This is a genomic window from uncultured Methanofollis sp. (assembly GCF_937919355.1).
Classification (GTDB): domain Archaea; phylum Halobacteriota; class Methanomicrobia; order Methanomicrobiales; family Methanofollaceae; genus Methanofollis.
The window spans coordinates 1-14,739 of sequence record NZ_CALFSA010000063.1; the positions used below are offsets into that span (position 1 = coordinate 1).

The 14,739-nt window shown below is 60.2% G+C and carries 14 protein-coding genes and 2 tRNA genes; 7 read left to right on the forward strand and 9 right to left on the reverse strand.

Going from position 1 to position 14,739, the window contains the following annotated elements:
- Positions 1-201 precede the first annotated feature (201 nt).
- The 4 genes from Q0520_RS03030 (at position 202) to Q0520_RS03045 (ending at position 2,965) form a co-directional block, all read left to right on the forward strand.
- Complete coding sequence (locus tag Q0520_RS03030; protein ID WP_298666440.1) at positions 202-1,500, forward strand: HD domain-containing protein; 1,299 nt, start codon at positions 202-204, stop codon at positions 1,498-1,500.
- Positions 1,497-2,057, forward strand: coding sequence for a hypothetical protein (locus Q0520_RS03035; protein ID WP_298666443.1), 561 nt, complete (start codon positions 1,497-1,499; stop codon positions 2,055-2,057). The genes Q0520_RS03030 and Q0520_RS03035 overlap by 4 nt, the downstream gene beginning before the upstream one ends.
- 379 nt (positions 2,058-2,436) lie before the next feature.
- Positions 2,437-2,670, forward strand: coding sequence for a hypothetical protein (locus Q0520_RS03040; protein WP_298666445.1), 234 nt, complete (start codon positions 2,437-2,439; stop codon positions 2,668-2,670).
- Positions 2,671-2,683: 13 nt separating this feature from the next.
- Complete coding sequence (locus Q0520_RS03045) at positions 2,684-2,965, forward strand: type II toxin-antitoxin system RelE/ParE family toxin (protein ID WP_298666448.1); 282 nt, start codon at positions 2,684-2,686, stop codon at positions 2,963-2,965.
- Positions 2,966-3,219: 254 nt separating this feature from the next.
- On the opposite strand, the gene Q0520_RS03050 is transcribed toward Q0520_RS03045, so the two are convergent.
- The 4 genes from Q0520_RS03050 to Q0520_RS03065 form a co-directional block, all read right to left on the reverse strand.
- On the reverse strand, positions 3,220-4,539 hold the full coding sequence (locus Q0520_RS03050) for an SLATT domain-containing protein (RefSeq protein ID WP_298666452.1): 1,320 nt from the start codon (positions 4,537-4,539) through the stop codon (positions 3,220-3,222).
- A gap of 1 nt (position 4,540) precedes the next feature.
- Positions 4,541-5,101: a HEAT repeat domain-containing protein gene (locus tag Q0520_RS03055; RefSeq protein ID WP_298666455.1), complete on the reverse strand. Its 561-nt coding sequence runs from the start codon at positions 5,099-5,101 to the stop codon at positions 4,541-4,543.
- A gap of 72 nt (positions 5,102-5,173) precedes the next feature.
- Positions 5,174-5,246 (reverse strand) — tRNA-Asp (locus Q0520_RS03060).
- Positions 5,247-5,254: 8 nt separating this feature from the next.
- A tRNA-Tyr gene (locus Q0520_RS03065) sits at positions 5,255-5,361 on the reverse strand.
- Positions 5,362-5,500: 139 nt separating this feature from the next.
- On the opposite strand from Q0520_RS03065, the gene Q0520_RS03070 reads away from it, so the two are divergent.
- Positions 5,501-7,027 (forward strand): 2-isopropylmalate synthase, encoded by a 1,527-nt coding sequence (locus Q0520_RS03070; protein ID WP_298666532.1) that lies wholly within the window; start codon positions 5,501-5,503, stop codon positions 7,025-7,027.
- A gap of 222 nt (positions 7,028-7,249) precedes the next feature.
- Here Q0520_RS03070 and Q0520_RS03075 read toward each other — a convergent pair whose 3' ends face one another.
- Genes Q0520_RS03075 through Q0520_RS03085 form a run of 3 tightly spaced genes read right to left on the reverse strand, consistent with a single transcriptional unit; the run spans position 7,250 to position 10,570 of the window.
- On the reverse strand, positions 7,250-8,866 hold the full coding sequence (locus Q0520_RS03075; RefSeq protein ID WP_298666458.1) for a PKD domain-containing protein: 1,617 nt from the start codon (positions 8,864-8,866) through the stop codon (positions 7,250-7,252).
- A 10-nt stretch (positions 8,867-8,876) separates the two neighbouring features.
- Positions 8,877-9,677: a type IV pilin gene (locus Q0520_RS03080; RefSeq protein ID WP_298666461.1), complete on the reverse strand. Its 801-nt coding sequence runs from the start codon at positions 9,675-9,677 to the stop codon at positions 8,877-8,879.
- Positions 9,677-10,570: a hypothetical protein gene (locus tag Q0520_RS03085; protein WP_298666464.1), complete on the reverse strand. Its 894-nt coding sequence runs from the start codon at positions 10,568-10,570 to the stop codon at positions 9,677-9,679. Before Q0520_RS03085 ends, Q0520_RS03080 begins: the two co-directional genes overlap by 1 nt.
- A 122-nt stretch (positions 10,571-10,692) precedes the next feature.
- Here Q0520_RS03085 and Q0520_RS03090 point away from each other — a divergent pair, with 122 nt between their 5' ends.
- Complete coding sequence (locus Q0520_RS03090; RefSeq protein ID WP_298666466.1) at positions 10,693-11,694, forward strand: radical SAM protein; 1,002 nt, start codon at positions 10,693-10,695, stop codon at positions 11,692-11,694.
- Entirely contained in the window at positions 11,691-12,455 is a 765-nt protein-coding gene (gene uppS / locus Q0520_RS03095; protein WP_298666534.1) for a polyprenyl diphosphate synthase, read from the forward strand. Before Q0520_RS03090 ends, uppS begins: the two co-directional genes overlap by 4 nt.
- A gap of 1 nt (position 12,456) precedes the next feature.
- Here the strand turns inward: uppS and Q0520_RS03100 are convergent, their stop codons facing one another.
- Together Q0520_RS03100 and polX are read right to left on the reverse strand one after the other, a co-directional pair.
- Complete coding sequence (locus Q0520_RS03100; protein WP_298666468.1) at positions 12,457-13,047, reverse strand: undecaprenyl diphosphate synthase family protein; 591 nt, start codon at positions 13,045-13,047, stop codon at positions 12,457-12,459.
- Positions 13,044-14,729, reverse strand: coding sequence for a DNA polymerase/3'-5' exonuclease PolX (polX, locus tag Q0520_RS03105; protein ID WP_298666470.1), 1,686 nt, complete (start codon positions 14,727-14,729; stop codon positions 13,044-13,046). The genes Q0520_RS03100 and polX overlap by 4 nt, the downstream gene beginning before the upstream one ends.
- Positions 14,730-14,739 lie beyond the last annotated feature (10 nt).

Here is a 14,739-nt window from a genome sequence, read left to right on the forward strand (position 1 = left end):
GGGCGCTATGGGCTATACCGCTCTACCTGATCCTCTGTGGAGAAAACGAGGTCGCACACCTGGAAGCCCTGTACCACGCGGTCAGGGAACCTGAAGGATAGAAGGCCATCAAACTCATATCGAAGGATATATCCCCGCCTGTCCTCCACACATACACCGAGCAAAATACAGCACGCGATATAATAGGACAGGACGGGGAAAATGGTAAAGAAAAACAACCATGAGGTCAGGGATCCGATCTATGCGTTCGTACACATGGATTCTGATGAAAGACAGGTCCTGAACTCAGCACCAGTCCAGCGTCTTCGTCATATCCACCAACTTGCACTGACCTATCTCGTCTATCCTGGCGCAACCCACAGACGATTTGAGCACTCCCTTGGGGTCATGGAACTGGCAACCCGGATCTATACGACCGTCATGGAGAACAGATGCACCGACACTCTAGACATCAATGGAGGGTATGACAGAAATTATTACCTCCGCGTCTTGAGAATGGCCTCTCTTGTACACGACATCGGCCATGCACCCTTCTCCCATGCTTCAGAAGACCTCTTCCCCGCAGGCTGGGACCACGAGGTGATGACACTCAGCCTCATCGAGAGCGAGGAGATGGAACGGCTCTGGAAGAGACTGAAGATACAGGCAGAGGATGTAGCAAAACTCGCACTCGGTCCAAAACACTACACAAAAGACATATTCACCACTACAGAAGCAATACTCTCAGAGATCATCACCGGAGACACTTTTGGCGCCGACCGGATGGACTACCTCCTCAGGGACTCACATCATACCGGCGTTGCATATGGCAGGTTCGATCACTACCGCCTGATAGAAACCCTCCAGGTCCTTCCCAAAAGATATGAAGATGAGTCGATGGAACCTGCCCTCGGTGTGGAGAGCGGGGGGATCCAATCGGCAGAGGCGCTCCTGCTGGCGCGATATTTTATGTTCAGCCAGTTATACTTTCACCCCATCCGGCGGATCTATGATATCCATCTGAAAGAATTTTTACAGGCATGGCTGGAAGGGGGGTATTTCCCGACCGACCTCGATGACCACCTCAGCCTCACCGACAATGAGGTGATGTCTGCCATAGGAAAGGCCAGCAGGGATCCAAGACTCCCTGGCCATGAAGCCGCGGAGAGGATCGTGAAGCGCAACCATTATCGGGTCCTGTATACCCGAAACCCCAATGACGTGCTGAAAAACAGGGAGGCGGGACTGGCAATCTCTACGGCCGCATGCGCAGAGTTCGGCGAGGAGAATATACGCCATGACAGACCGAAGAAATCTGCCGGACGGGTGATGTTTCCTGTCCTTGAGCTGGACGGGAGGATCGTATCTTCCCTCTCCAGGTCAGATACCCTTCAGCACATACCTGAAGTGGCAGCGGACACCGTTTATATCAACCCTGACCTCCTCGATGTCGGGAGAAAGTGGCTTGAGAAAAATCGCAAGAGGGTTATTGAATCTGCAGTGGAAGAGGAGAGTGAATGATGAAACAGATACAGAGAGACGGCCTGCTCTTCGAACTCATCGATGAAATGAAAGAACAGGGGAGTTGGTGCGGCGAGACCCATATCCAGAAGGCTGCCTATTTCCTTGAAGAGATGATGGGAGTGCCTCTGGACTTTCGCTATGTCCTGTACAAGCACGGGCCCTTCTCCTTTGATCTCTCCGACGAGCTGGCATCCATGCGGGCCGATGCCCTTCTCGCATGGGAGATCAAGCCAGAGCCCTATGGGGACGGCCTCAAAACAACAAAAGGGAGCACGCAGTTACAGACAAAGATCCCCAGGACGATGGCGAGATATCGCCCTGCAATCTCCTTTGTGGCACAGAAATTCGGGAAGCGAGGAGTGAAAGAACTCGAAAAGATCTCAACGGCCCTGTATGTGACAAAAGAGATGCCAGGACAGGACCTGACCGTCAGAGCAAGGCGGATCACCGAACTCAAACCCCACATCTCCTATGATGAGGCAGAAAAGGCAGTTCTCTTCGTCGACGAGATGATGGAAGATGCAAAGACGGTGATCGCAGGAGAGGTCGTCTGAGACAGGGGCCGGGAAAAGCCTCCCGAATGTGCGCAGAAGATATCACACACCATTTGCAGGCTGCAGGAACGGTCGCACCGCAAAACTCTCCCTGGTTTTCGGGCCAGCATAGTGGGTTCTCCTGCACCAGAAAAAAGAAAGCGGGGCTCATATTTTCGTCGGATTATTTCTCCGACAGTTCAGATGCTTACCACTTCGTCACGGTGTATCGCATCGGCAAAATAAGGGCTGACCGCGTTCTCCATGAGGGCCACTCCCTCTCCTCCGTCCATGTATCCTCTGTATTTTTTCAGGTCTCCTCAAGATACCCATTATGCCACATTTACACATTCTGGCATATGTGCACATCTTTAAATGCTCGTATGGTCAATGGACATGCATGCCCTCCAGCACGAATGCAAGCGGTGGCAATCAGATCAAGCGTATTCCCGTGAAAGAGCTCACATGGAGGCGACTGCACGACCTGAAAGAAGCCGGACAGAGTTATGACGACCTGCTTGCCAGGATGATCCAGCGCGAGCGTGATTACCGCGACTGGAAGATAATCGCCGAGATCGACAAAACTGGTGAATTTGTCGCCTTCGACCCGGACGAGATCATGAAGGACGAGTGAGGCGCGGGAGAGCGTGTTCACCATCGTCATCGAGAGGAAGGCAGAAGAATTCCTCAAAAAATTGCCCCAGAAAACCCGGCGCATTGCTGTTGAAAAAATTCTCGAACTCCAGGAAGATCCTTTCCCGGGCGGGAACAAAGAAAAACTCGAATGTCCGCATCCCCCTGCCGTGTACCGCCTCCATATCAGCAGGTCATTTACAGTCTTTTATCTCATCGAAAATGATGAACAGGTCGTAAAAATCGAGAAGATCATGACAATCGAGAGGGCCCATAAAGAGTATTCCCGCACGTAATCCAGGAGATGGGCCCGTATATTTTGACCGACAGTTAAGGCCCTCCTTCCTCCCTCCAGGTGTTATCATGAAAACCACAGAGGTGGTTTTCAAAGAACGGCGTGAAACTTCGTATCATGGGCGATTCCCCCGATAATTCCGCAGTGCGGAGCCATCACTGCAGGACGAGGTGCCGAAAAGATCTGTCCTCCAGAGTATCGAGGTGACCGGTGAGGCGGCGAAGAAACCCCTTTATCAGGTCTATTTTCGTGACGTCACGGCGTTTCCAACTCCCTGAACCTGAAGGCGACCCGCCACTCCTGCTGCTCCCGCAACATCACCTCGTTCGCCTCGGCGAGGAGAGCGCAGAGGGTCGGCATGTCCTCCGCCCGCCTGATCCGCAGGGAGAGGGCAGAGAGGTGGCGGAGCATGCGGGAAGCCCTCTCTGCCGTCGGGCGGTATTCCTGCTGGGTCCTGATCGCCGCAAGCCCGGCCGCCACCGCGGGGAGGACGATGGTCAGGGCGGTGGTGAAGGGGTGGCCGACGCCCGAGGCATGGGCTGCAGCGGCGATCAGGGTGGCGATGAAGAAGATCTCGCCTGCATAGAGGAGGTCCTCGTGAAGCCTGCGGTTTTTCCGCGCCGTCTCCACGTACCAATCGATCTGCCGGGCGAGCCAGGCCTCCAGCAAAAATGTCTTCAGGGGCTCGAAAGGCAGTGCAAGGGTACAATAATCGAGAGGCCTCGTCTCGATCAGACCCTCGAAGGCCCGGGAGAGCCAGTCGTCCGCATGGGGGGAGAGCGTGAGAGGCGGGCGGCCGGGGAGGTCGCAGCGGATGCAGACAAAGCAGAGGAAGATCGCAGACCTGATCCTCTCGGCAAGGAAGCGGTAGTCGAGCCACTTGCGGTGCCAGTCCAGTGTCCGCGCCGCAATGAGAAGAAGGAGGACGCAGGCGATCGCCGCCACCTCCAGCCAGACCAGGGCTGGCAACGCCGGGAGGAGAAGGGCCTGAACCGCCACGATGGTGATCGCAGCCGAGGAAAGGGCGTAGACCGCACTGCCGGCCACGCGGTGGCGGCGGCCATAACAGTCGGCAAGGAAACGGGTGCGGGCATAGTAAGGGAGGAGGGAGACTGCCACCGGGTCAAGGAGGGACGGGTCCAGACCAGCACCGATGAGGGCTGCATGGTAGGCCTCTTCCCTGCGGGCGACTTCAGCCTCCACCCGTGCAGGGTCTACCTTCTCGCCATTGTAGGTGTCGAAGAAGCGGAGGGTCTCGATGATCCGGTCGGCATGGTGCTCCGCGGCGACCGTACCTGAAGGGGAAACAAAAAAGAAGGTCCTGCCCGCGGTGCGGGCCGTCGCAACAGCGTCATCGGTGAAGGTGACAAGGAAGTCGCAGGCCTCGACCACCTCGGCGACCGACGGGACGGTGCGGACGTCGGCGATGCCGGGTACGGTCGCAGAGGTGGTCACGGCCAGATAGATATGCGGGGTATGGACAAGGATGCGGTCCAGGTACACGAGCACTGGCACAGGGTCCCCCTCCCCTGCCACGCCGACGCGGACTACGAGAGGGAGGGGAGGGGCGTCCATATCACGGCCGCCCGAGGGCGTCCCTGATCGCCCGGCGCACCGCACCCGAGGGCTCGGTGAGGAGGGCCGCTTCCAGGGCCTCGTCCGCACCCCCTATCCTGCCGAGGGCGAAAGCCACCGCCTTCCGGGTCGGGGGGTTTACGTCGGAGAGGAGGGAGAGGAGGGCATCACGCCCTGCCGGGTCGGCGATCTGGCCGAGGGCCTTTGCCGCCATGTAGCGCACGTGGTCCTTCCCATCGTCGAGGGCCCGGGCCAGAGGCCCGACCGCCCGGCGGTCGCCGATCTGGCCAAGGGCCTCAGCAGCGCGGTACCTGACCCGCCACTCCGGGTCCAGGAGAGCGCCGACAAGGGAGATGACTGCCTGCCGGGCCACAAGTCCCTCCATCGCCCGCGCCCGCACCCCCTTGTCAGGGTCGTGCAGGGCTGCGACGAGCGCGGAGACATCGTCCCCGCTCTTCCCGATCAGGATCGCCGCCATGCTCCTGATACGGGCCTCGTCTGCCCCGGAAAGGGCGAGGTTGAGCCCTTCCTGTGCACGGTCGAGAGTATACTCATGCTCCATGGCACACCATTTCGTCCCTGAAAATAAAAAACACACCGCGGAGTAAGGGAGTGACAACGCAAAAAGGGAATACGCCCAGGACGGAATTCGAATCCGTGTCGATGCCGTGACAGGGCATCATGATAGGCCTCTACACTACCTGGGCATACAACATCCCGCCTCCCGGATTCGAACCGGGGACATCGCGGTAGCCGCGCGGTTACCGAACGACGGTAAACCTAACTACAGCCGCGCACTCTACCAGTCTGAGTTAAGGCGGGTATTGCGCTACATACGTGGGTTTGGCGAGTTATTAAAGGTATCGGTGCCCCCTGACACCCGGGAGACACCTATATATACCACGGCACCCTTTTCTGTGTATGTCTCGCACCAACGCAGACACACAGATGACAAGGGGGTATCGTTTTCTTTACCCCAGGGAACGCACGTAAGAATATCACTCTTTTCGACACCACGCTGAGGGACGGCGAACAGACGCCGGGCGTGTCCTTTACCGTTGACCAGAAGGTCGAGATTGCACGCCAGCTCGCCGCAACAGGCATCGGCACCATCGAGGCCGGGTTCCCTGCCTCCTCCCCGGAGGAGAGAGAGGCAGTGCAGGCAGTCGCCGCTGCTGTCGGTGACGCCCGGATCTGCGGCCTTGCACGGATGCGGAAGGACGATGTCGACACCTGCACCACCTGCAACGTCGGCATGGTCCACCTCTTTGTCCCGACCTCCGACATCCAGCGGGAGTACACGATCAAAAAGAGTCGGCAGGAGGTGCTCGAAGCCACCGCAGAGGTCGTCGCCTATGCCCGCGAAAAGGTGCCGCACGTCCTCTTCTCCGCGATGGACGCCACAAGGACAGACCGTGACTACCTGGTCGAGGTCTGCCAGGCGGCCGTGGACGCCGGGGCGACGGCCGTGAACATCCCTGACACCGTTGGCGTCATGACCCCGACCGCGATGAAGGAACTGATCGGTTGCATCGTGAAGGAGGTGAGGGTGCCGATCGACGTCCACTGCCACAACGACTTCGGCCTCGCGGTCGCAAACACTCTGGCCGCAGTCGAGGCCGGGGCCGCACAGGTCCAGGTCACCGTCAACGGCATGGGTGAGCGGGCCGGCAATGCCGATCTTGCCCAGACCGCGATGGCCCTGGAAGCGATCTACGGCATCGAAACAGGCATAGTCTCCAACCGCCTCCTGGAGACCTCGCGCCTTGTATCCCGCTACGCCGGGGTCAGCATCCCGCCCGGCCAGCCCGTCGTCGGCGACAATGCCTTCGCCCACGAGAGCGGCATCCACGCTCACGGTGTCATCGAACGCCCCGACACCTTCGAGCCCGGTATCATGACCCCGGAGATGGTCGGTCACCGGCGCCGCCTGAAACTCGGCAAGCACGCGGGCAGGCATGCCGTCCGCCAGATACTCGCCGACGTCCACCTGGAGCCTGACGACGCCGGCCTCGACGAGGTCATGACGAAGATGAAGGCGATTGCAGGGCGGGGCCGCCGGGTCACAGACGCAGACCTGTACGCCATCGCCGAGGAGGTGATGGGCATGGCAGGTGTCACGCCAGCCGTCGAACTGCGGAACATCTCTGTCTTCACCGGTACCCAGGCGATGCCGACCGCCTCGGTCAGCCTTGTCGTCGACGGAACCGAGAGGGTCGGGTGCAGCACCGGCAACGGCCCCGTGGACGCCGCTATGAAGGCGATCCTCCGCTGCCTGGACGAACCTGTTCACCTGAAGGAGTTTGCGGTCGAGTCGATCAGCGGCGGCACAGACGCCATCGGCCATGTCACGATCACCGTCGAGGATCGGGCAGGTCACATCTTCGATGCCTCCGCCTCCTCAGACGACATCGTCATCGCCTCTGTCGACGCCATGATCAACGCGATCAACCTGCTGCAGAGGGTGCAGGGCGGACAGAAATCCTGAAAAAAGTAATGAGGAGTGAGCACTCCACCACCTCCACGGTTCCGGGCTTTTCAGGCTCCGGAACCACCCATCTTTACAATTTAGCCGGGGGGTGATCTCCGGCCGTGCGCTGGAGATGCGCCTGTGCTCTCGACTCGCTGGCACCAGCCCCGGGGTCTGGAGAGGACCGACCGGACGATACCCTCCAGGAAGTGCCAGATTTTCGACCAGTATACCGGACGATCAGACCGGATAATCATCCGTGTTACTGATGAAATCCCTGAGATTTTTGAATGTGACCTTCGTCCCTCCACTCTTGACAAAGAACCCATCACGAGCAATGACGACTCCCTCCAGGGATGCGCCCTCAAATACTACCTTCCCTTCGGGCGCAACGAAGACACCGGTAACGCTGTTGCCTCCCATTCCTGTTATGGTGATATCCCCGCTCTGTGCAACGATGATGACATCAGTTGCAGTGGGCCTCCAGGACGTGGAGGAGTAACCGGGAGCATATATCTTCATATTACTCGTCAGGTCCCCACCTGAGACATAACCTCTTGCCGCGTACCAGTCGGCGGATTTTGTGGACGGCATACCCTGACCGGGCATATCATGTCCGGGTACTGCAATCTGATGGATGCACCTCGAGAGTATGTCCTGTCTCATGGTAGCGGGATGGGAGAACTTTCCAGTGTAATAGATACGCGCATCATCGGCGATCCAGGGCGTCCAGTCCAGTGTAAGGTCCCCATCAACGTACACATTCCCGTGTATTCTGGCGTCCTTGAGGAAGAGATTGCCGGCAACGTACACATCGCCGTAGATGCTTCTGCTGCCTTTACCCAGTGTCAGATCTCCATTGATAGAGATATTACCGGGCTCTACTGCTGATCCCAGGCTCGCACTCCCTCCGTTCAGGATAACATCACCGTCAATGGAGATGTTTGAGACAGAGAGAGAGGCACCCTGGTTGATGTCCTCTGTATCCAGTCCTCCAGTAATAAAGACCGTCGCCCCCCTGCCATCAACGCGGTCTCCGCCGAAACTGAGGACACTGCCATAGATGAAGACATTCTCGTCGATGATGAAATCTGGGAATGAGGTGCCGACAGTGATGTATCCTGTCTTTGTCTCGGTGTCCGAACTCCCGGTCTTCAATGCGGTGAGGGTGATGGTGTAGGTGCCTGCCTCTGTGTAGGTATGCACCGGGTTCTGTTCCGTCGAGGTTGCCCCGTCCCCGAAGTCCCAGGACCACGAGGTGGGAATACCCGTGGAGAGGTCGGTGAACCCGACGGTCAGGGGTGCCGTGCCCAGGGTCATATTGGCGGTGAAGTCGGCGTCGATGGGCGCCGGGGTCGGTCCGGTCGTCGGCACTGTTGTGGTGGTTGTGGGCACTGTCGTCGGGGCGGTCGGTTCAGGCGTGAAGGGAGTCGTCCGGGTCGGCGCCGTACCGTTCTCGAAGAGAAGCCATGAGCCTCCCCTCCGGTCTACGCCGTCGGCGACGATCCTGATCTCTGCCGCCGAAGAGATGCCCGGGATGACGAGAGCCTGCCCGGTCCCCCATGTCGTCCAGCGGGAAGTCTCATCACCCGAAGTGTCGACGATGATGGCGTCGGCCGTCCGGTCCACACCGTCGACGAGGAGGAGGAAGTGTCCCTTTTCGAGGGGGTCGCCGCCGTCATGGTAGAGGTAAACGTTTCCGTCCTCCTCCTCGACATGTGCGAGCATCGCAGGTGCAGAGTCGCCCGGCGGGTTCGAGAGGAGCACAACCCCTATGAGGGCTGTCGCTGCCACGAACAGGGCGATGAGGGCTACGACCCCGATCAGTTCAGATACCGCTTCTCCTCTCCTCTCCATCTTCACACCCTTATGCGGCACCGATCCATGCCTTCACGGCGTCCTGTGCTACCACAACGCCAGCAGTGTCATAGGCGACGACCCTGACCATGACCTCTCTGCCAGTCATCTTCTTGAGTTGTCCGGGGTTGGTGGCGATCCGGGCATAATATCCTCCATCAGATCCCTTTTCCGTGGTATACTCACCATCAATGGCAAGATCGCCGCCAGGAGACTCGATGAGGACCACCACTTTCCCGATCGCCCCGCCCGCCCCCGCTGCTCTGACCGTTGCGGAGTACTTCGGGAATCCCGAGAACACCACCGTACCGCCGTCAGAGGGGGCTGTGATCGCCACATTGACATCGCCGGGGTCAGGCCCAGGTCCGGGAGTGCTTCCCCCCTCGTCCACGACAGGGACAATGCCCCCCGAGGCACGGGGTTCGGCAATCACAGTCTCCCCGCCCCCGGCAAGGGCGGTGACGATGACCCGGCCATCTGGCTCTCCAGCCCGATATCTCAACGCCTCTCCCGGCGACCAGACTCCGTCGCCGTCGAGGAGAAACTCGTCTGTTCGGTCGACAGGGCCGTTGCCGACGTCCACATAGAGCCGATAGGCCCCGTCCTCCAGAATGTCGCCGCCCTCATGAAACAGAACAAAGGCACCGTCGGCCGTGGTGCCGGCAGAGAGAGAGACCGCCGGGACATTTCCGGGAAGAGGGGCAGAGAGGAGGAGGGCGGCGACGATCACCACCCCGACGACGGTTAGGGCGACAAGGAGGACGCTCCCTACCATGTCAGAAACACCGTCTTCAGCACCCGGCAGGTCCATCACGCAATCCTCGCCGCCGCCCCGTGGAGGGAGGCATAATACTCAGCCCTGTGGACCTGGAGGAGAACGTCTTTCCTCTCGCCGTCCTCCTGATCAGGCCCGGAGATGAAGATGGAGGCAGTATTGCCGGAGCGTGTGAGCCGGTACCATTCCTGCGGTATCCCCTCCCGCCCGGGCGCTTCCTTCAGGGCCCGCTCCCAGGCCAGCGCTCTCCCGGAACTACTGCTCTCGATACTGACCTGTACCCATGCCACCTGCTCTTCGGTCACGGAGGGCCCTGCCGTCTGCCGCAGGCGCGTCTCCACACGCGCAGGCCCGGTCCCACCGACAGAACCTGACCCCCTGACAGTCGCCGGCGTGATGCTCACCGACGCAACCGTGCCATCGCGGCTTGAGACCGAGAAGAGGGGTGCGAGCCTGAGGGTCGTTCCTTCGTCCTGGGTGAGGAAGACCCCCCCCATCTCGTAGGTCCAGGTCTGGTCCACCCAGTAGTGATTCTCCGAGGTGTATTCAAGGGTGCCGAGACGGGTCTCCCATCCCTCGGGGTTGTCGCCTGTCCTGATAGTGAGGACATCCCCCGTTCCTATGCTCAGGTCCCCTGCCGATGCCGTCGGCGCAAGGAGGAGAGGCCATCCCCCGTACTGGCCGGTGCCGAGGTCGAAGGCTGTCGAGAGGGCGACGCCGGTCTGATTGTTCACCCAGAGAGAATCAAGGGCGATCTTGTAGTCAGTGAACCGGTCCTTCACCATATTCATATGTGTGATCTCGTTCTCCCGCCCCTCAGCCGGCACGGCATAGAGCTGGTAGACGGAGAGGGCAAGCACGAGGACGCCGAGGAGGAGCACAAATCCGACGACCTCGGAGAGAGCGTCCTCGTCGGGGGGGGAATACATGGATCGCGTTTTTCTGGAGAGAGTATATATGCCTTTCAGAAGAGTGCACCTGCCTCGTGGGATAGCGTTAAGATTGCACGCGGTCACATATATGCTCCATCTGATCTCTGGAGACTGCTGATATGATCGAACCTGACGAACCGACGCCGCGTCTCGCCGACGGCTGCGTCCTCTGCTATGAAGGGGCCAAGATGGTCCTTTTCGTGACCGGGCGGTGCGGCAGGAACTGCTGGTACTGCCCGCTCTCCGACACGCGCCGGAATAAGGACGTTGTCTACGCGAACGACAGACTGGTCAAGAGCCCCGACGACCTCATCGAGGAAGCCGAGATGATGAGCGCACTTGGCACAGGCGTCACCGGAGGCGAACCATTCCTGGTCCTGGACAACGTCGTCAGGTACTGCCGCCTCCTCAAGGAGCATTTTGGATCCGGCCACCATATCCACCTCTACACCGGTATCGCCCCAAAAAGAGCGCAGCTCGAACCCCTGCGCGGGCTCGTGGACGAGATCCGCCTCCACCCCCCGCGAGACCTCTGGGCCGGGATCCTGAAAAGCCCCTATGCCACCTCCGTACAGACAGCACGGGACCTCGGGTTTTCCATCGGTATCGAGGTCCCGTCCCTCCCGGGCATGGAGGCACTCGCCGCCATCCTGCCAGACCTCGACTTCCTCAATATCAATGAACTCGAGTGGAGCGAGACGAATGCAGAAGCGATGCGCGAGCGGAACCTTGACCTGGAAGACGGCCTTCACAATGCCGTCGGCGGCGCCGCAGCATGGGCGGCTCCCCTCCTTGGCGACGAGAAGGTCCACTTCTGCTCTTCTACTTTCAAGGACTCTGTCCAGTTGCGGGAGAGGCTGAAGAGGATCGCGGAGAACACGGCCAGGCCCTTCGACGAGGTCACTGACGACGGCACGATCGTCTATGGCGTCCTGGAAATCGAGGACGGCAGGGTCCCGCAGGCCCTCAAGGAAGATATTTATGATCTCGAAGTCTCCGATACTCACGTGGAAATGGCCTGGTGGGTACTTGCCGAACTCAGAGACCGCCTCCCCGGCAGGAAGGAGATCGTGGAGCGCTATCCTAATGGAGGAATTATCCTGGAGGTGACCCCACTCTGAGCCTGAGAAAGAGGATAGAACCGCTGTACGAGCGCTATCTCCAGTGGCAGTGTGTCCATATCCCCAACCATATCGCGATCATCCAGGACGGAAACAGGCGGTACGCCCGTCTCCTCGGCCTGGACACCATCGAAGGCCACCGGGCGGGCGCCGGGGCGACAGAGAGGGTGCTCGAATGGGCGCGGGAGATCGGCGTGCGGACGATCACCCTGTACTCCTTCTCAACCGAGAACTTCAACCGCGACCACAAAGAGGTGGAGTACCTCTTTAAACTCTTCAAGGAGAAGTTCACGGCCCTGAAAACCGACGAGCGCGTCCATAAAAACCAGATCAGGGTCCAGATGATCGGCGACCGTTCAATGCTCCCGCCCGACCTCCTCCAGACCATCGAGGCCGCGGAAGAGGCGACGAGGAACTACAGCAGGTATTACCTGAACATCGCCCTCGCCTATGGCGGGAGGAACGAGATCGTCCATGCCGCCCGGAAGATCGCCGCCAGCGTGCACGACGGGAGCATCTCCCCCGACGAGATCACACCGCAGACGGTGGAGCACAACCTCTACGACGGCGCCCACCTCTCACCCGTCGACCTCATCCTCAGGACAGGGAATGAACGCCGGACCTCGAACTTCCTCCCCTGGATGGCGAATGGTAACGAGTGCGCGGTCTATTTCTGTGCACCCTACTGGCCGGTCTTCAGGAAGATCGACCTTTTGCGTGCGATCAGGGTGTACGACCAGCGGATGCGCAATTCCCGGTAGGTCAGGCGCCGAAGCGCCTGGCCCGGGACTGGAAGTCTCTCAGGGCCCTGAGAAGATCTATTTTCCTGAACCACTTCCAGTTCACGTCGGAGAAGAAAAATTCGGAGTAGACCGACTGCCAGATAAGAAAGTCGGTGAGGTGGCTGCCGCCGGTCTTTATCACGAGATCGGGAGTGCAGTGGAAGGTGAGGTGGTGTTCGATCGTCGCCTCGTCGATCGCCTCAGGCGGGATACCCTCCGCTGCGATCTTCCTGATACACTCGGCGATCTCTTCGCGCCCGCTCTTGCCCACGGCTATGGTCACACGCATCCCCTCTCCGGCTGTCTCGATCTGGTCCCCCACATGGAGGCGGAGGTGGGCGATCGTCGCGACCTTCCTGAGGGGCGGGAGATAGGGCACGACTTCGTCCGGGTCGTCTGTCGAGATATGGAAGGTGGCGCCGCCAAGCCCGATCTCACGACACCACTCGCTTACCTCAAAGACCTTCTCCGGCGCCGTAACCATATCCTCTCCGGTGATCATGAAACAGATCTGATCAGGGAGTTTTTCGAGGTCTCGGCGGAGGAAACGCTCGTATAACCACCTTATCACTGGCACCGCCCCGGGAGATCGGCACGCCGACAGGTGTTGAGTACGTCCCCCGCACTGCACCAGCCCCGCCGGGCAAGGGCGACACCGTGGCCGATATGACTGAGTTCGGCTGAAGAATGTGCATCAGTCCCGATTGCCAGTTTCACGCCTTTCTCTTTCGCCTGCCTGATATAAATATCATCGAGATCCATGCGCACCGGCGAAGCATTGATCTCGAGGGCCGTCCCTGTCAACGCCGCTGCATCGATCACCCGTGCCATATCGATCGCCGTGGCCGGTCGTCTTCCAAGGAGACGACCGGTGGGGTGGCCGACGATATCCACCTGCTCGTGCTCCATCGCCGCGATCACCCGGCGGGTCAGGGTGTCGGCGTCCTGCCTGAAGGCCGAGTGGACCGAAGCGACGACAAGGTCGCAGTCGTCGAGGACAGTTGACGGCAGGGCAAGTCTCCCGTCGGCGAGGATGTCCACCTCGACACCTGAGAGGAGGGTGCAGGAGGCGGTGCGGTTCACCCTCCTGATCGCCTCCTGCTGTTTCTGGAGACGGGAGGCATCGAGACCGCGGGCGATCCCGAGGCTTGCCGAGTGGTCGGTGACCAGGACATACTCGTATCCCCTCTCCTCGCCCGCGGCGGCGATCGCGTCGAGGCTCATCGCCCCGTCGCTCCAGTCTGAGTGGACATGGAGGTCGCCCCTGATATCTGTCTCGTCGACGAGGAGGGGGAGATCACCGCGGAGGGCGCACTCGACCTCGCCGCGGTCCTCCCGGAGTTCAGGGGGCACGGGTGCCATGCCAAGGGCCGCAAAGACCTCTTCTTCCGTCCTGTAGACGGAAATTCGCCCTGTCGCCATATCTGTCAGGCCGTACTCGTTCAGACGCATCCCCTGCGTCCGGGCGATCTCGCGGAGGCGGATATTGAAGGCCTTCGAACCGGTGAGGTAGAGGAGCATCGCACCTTCCTCACCAGGGCGGGCGTACCTGATGTCGGCCTGCCTCCCTCTGATACGCAGGGATGTCTTCTTCTCCCCTTCCTCGACGACGCTCTCTGCAATGGCTCGAAGCGCCCTGTTCGCCGGACCAGGGAGTGCGGAGGTGACGATGTCGATGTCGCCGACTGTGGACCGGCCGCGGCGGAGACTCCCGGCGACCCGTGCTTCACCAGGGAGGACAGCGAGGATCGCGGCGGCGATCAACCCGGCTTCGGCGACTGTCATCCTTTCCGCTCCCTTCCTCGCCTCCTCGACAGCCCGGAGAATCTCCTGTTCCTTCTTCGGCCCGAAGCCTTTCAGCGCTCTCACCCGCCGGTTCCGTGCCGCCGCTTCGAGGTCGTCGATCCCCTCGACGCCGAGGACCTTCCAGAGGCGACCGACCGTCTTCGGGCCGACGCCCTGGAGGGCGAGGAGAGCGGGGAGGCCTGACGGCGTCGCCGCAAGGAGGCGGTCCCTCTCAGGACAGGTACCTGTCGCGGCGATCGCCAGGATCTTTTCGGCAAGGGCTTTCCCTATGCCGGGGACCGCCTGCAGGTCATCCTCTCCCATCGTCGCCACAGGACGGTCGAGCATGCCGACGAGTTCAGCGGCCCGTTCATAGGCCCGGACCTTGTAGGGGTTCTCCTCGTGGATATCCAGCAGTTGCCCGATCTCTTGGAGCACGGCGGCCACCTGCCGGTTTGTCATCGCCATGCATCAGGGT

What these genes read in the sequence shown, in the direction of transcription:
- Q0520_RS03030 (WP_298666440.1), top strand. Translation starts at nt 202, where the DNA reads ATGGTAAAGAAAAACAACCATGAGGTCAGGGATCCGATCTATGCGTTC.
- Q0520_RS03035 (WP_298666443.1), top strand. Translation starts at nt 1,497, where the DNA reads ATGATGAAACAGATACAGAGAGACGGCCTGCTCTTCGAACTCATCGAT.
- Q0520_RS03040 (WP_298666445.1), top strand. Translation starts at nt 2,437, where the DNA reads ATGCCCTCCAGCACGAATGCAAGCGGTGGCAATCAGATCAAGCGTATT.
- Q0520_RS03050 (WP_298666452.1), bottom strand. Translation starts at nt 4,539, where the DNA reads ATGGACGCCCCTCCCCTCCCTCTCGTAGTCCGCGTCGGCGTGGCAGGG.
- Q0520_RS03055 (WP_298666455.1), bottom strand. Translation starts at nt 5,101, where the DNA reads ATGGAGCATGAGTATACTCTCGACCGTGCACAGGAAGGGCTCAACCTC.
- Q0520_RS03075 (WP_298666458.1), bottom strand. Translation starts at nt 8,866, where the DNA reads ATGGAGAGGAGAGGAGAAGCGGTATCTGAACTGATCGGGGTCGTAGCC.
- Q0520_RS03080 (WP_298666461.1), bottom strand. Translation starts at nt 9,677, where the DNA reads ATGGACCTGCCGGGTGCTGAAGACGGTGTTTCTGACATGGTAGGGAGC.
- Q0520_RS03085 (WP_298666464.1), bottom strand. Translation starts at nt 10,570, where the DNA reads ATGTATTCCCCCCCCGACGAGGACGCTCTCTCCGAGGTCGTCGGATTT.
- Q0520_RS03090 (WP_298666466.1), top strand. Translation starts at nt 10,693, where the DNA reads ATGATCGAACCTGACGAACCGACGCCGCGTCTCGCCGACGGCTGCGTC.
- polX (WP_298666470.1), bottom strand. Translation starts at nt 14,729, where the DNA reads ATGGCGATGACAAACCGGCAGGTGGCCGCCGTGCTCCAAGAGATCGGG.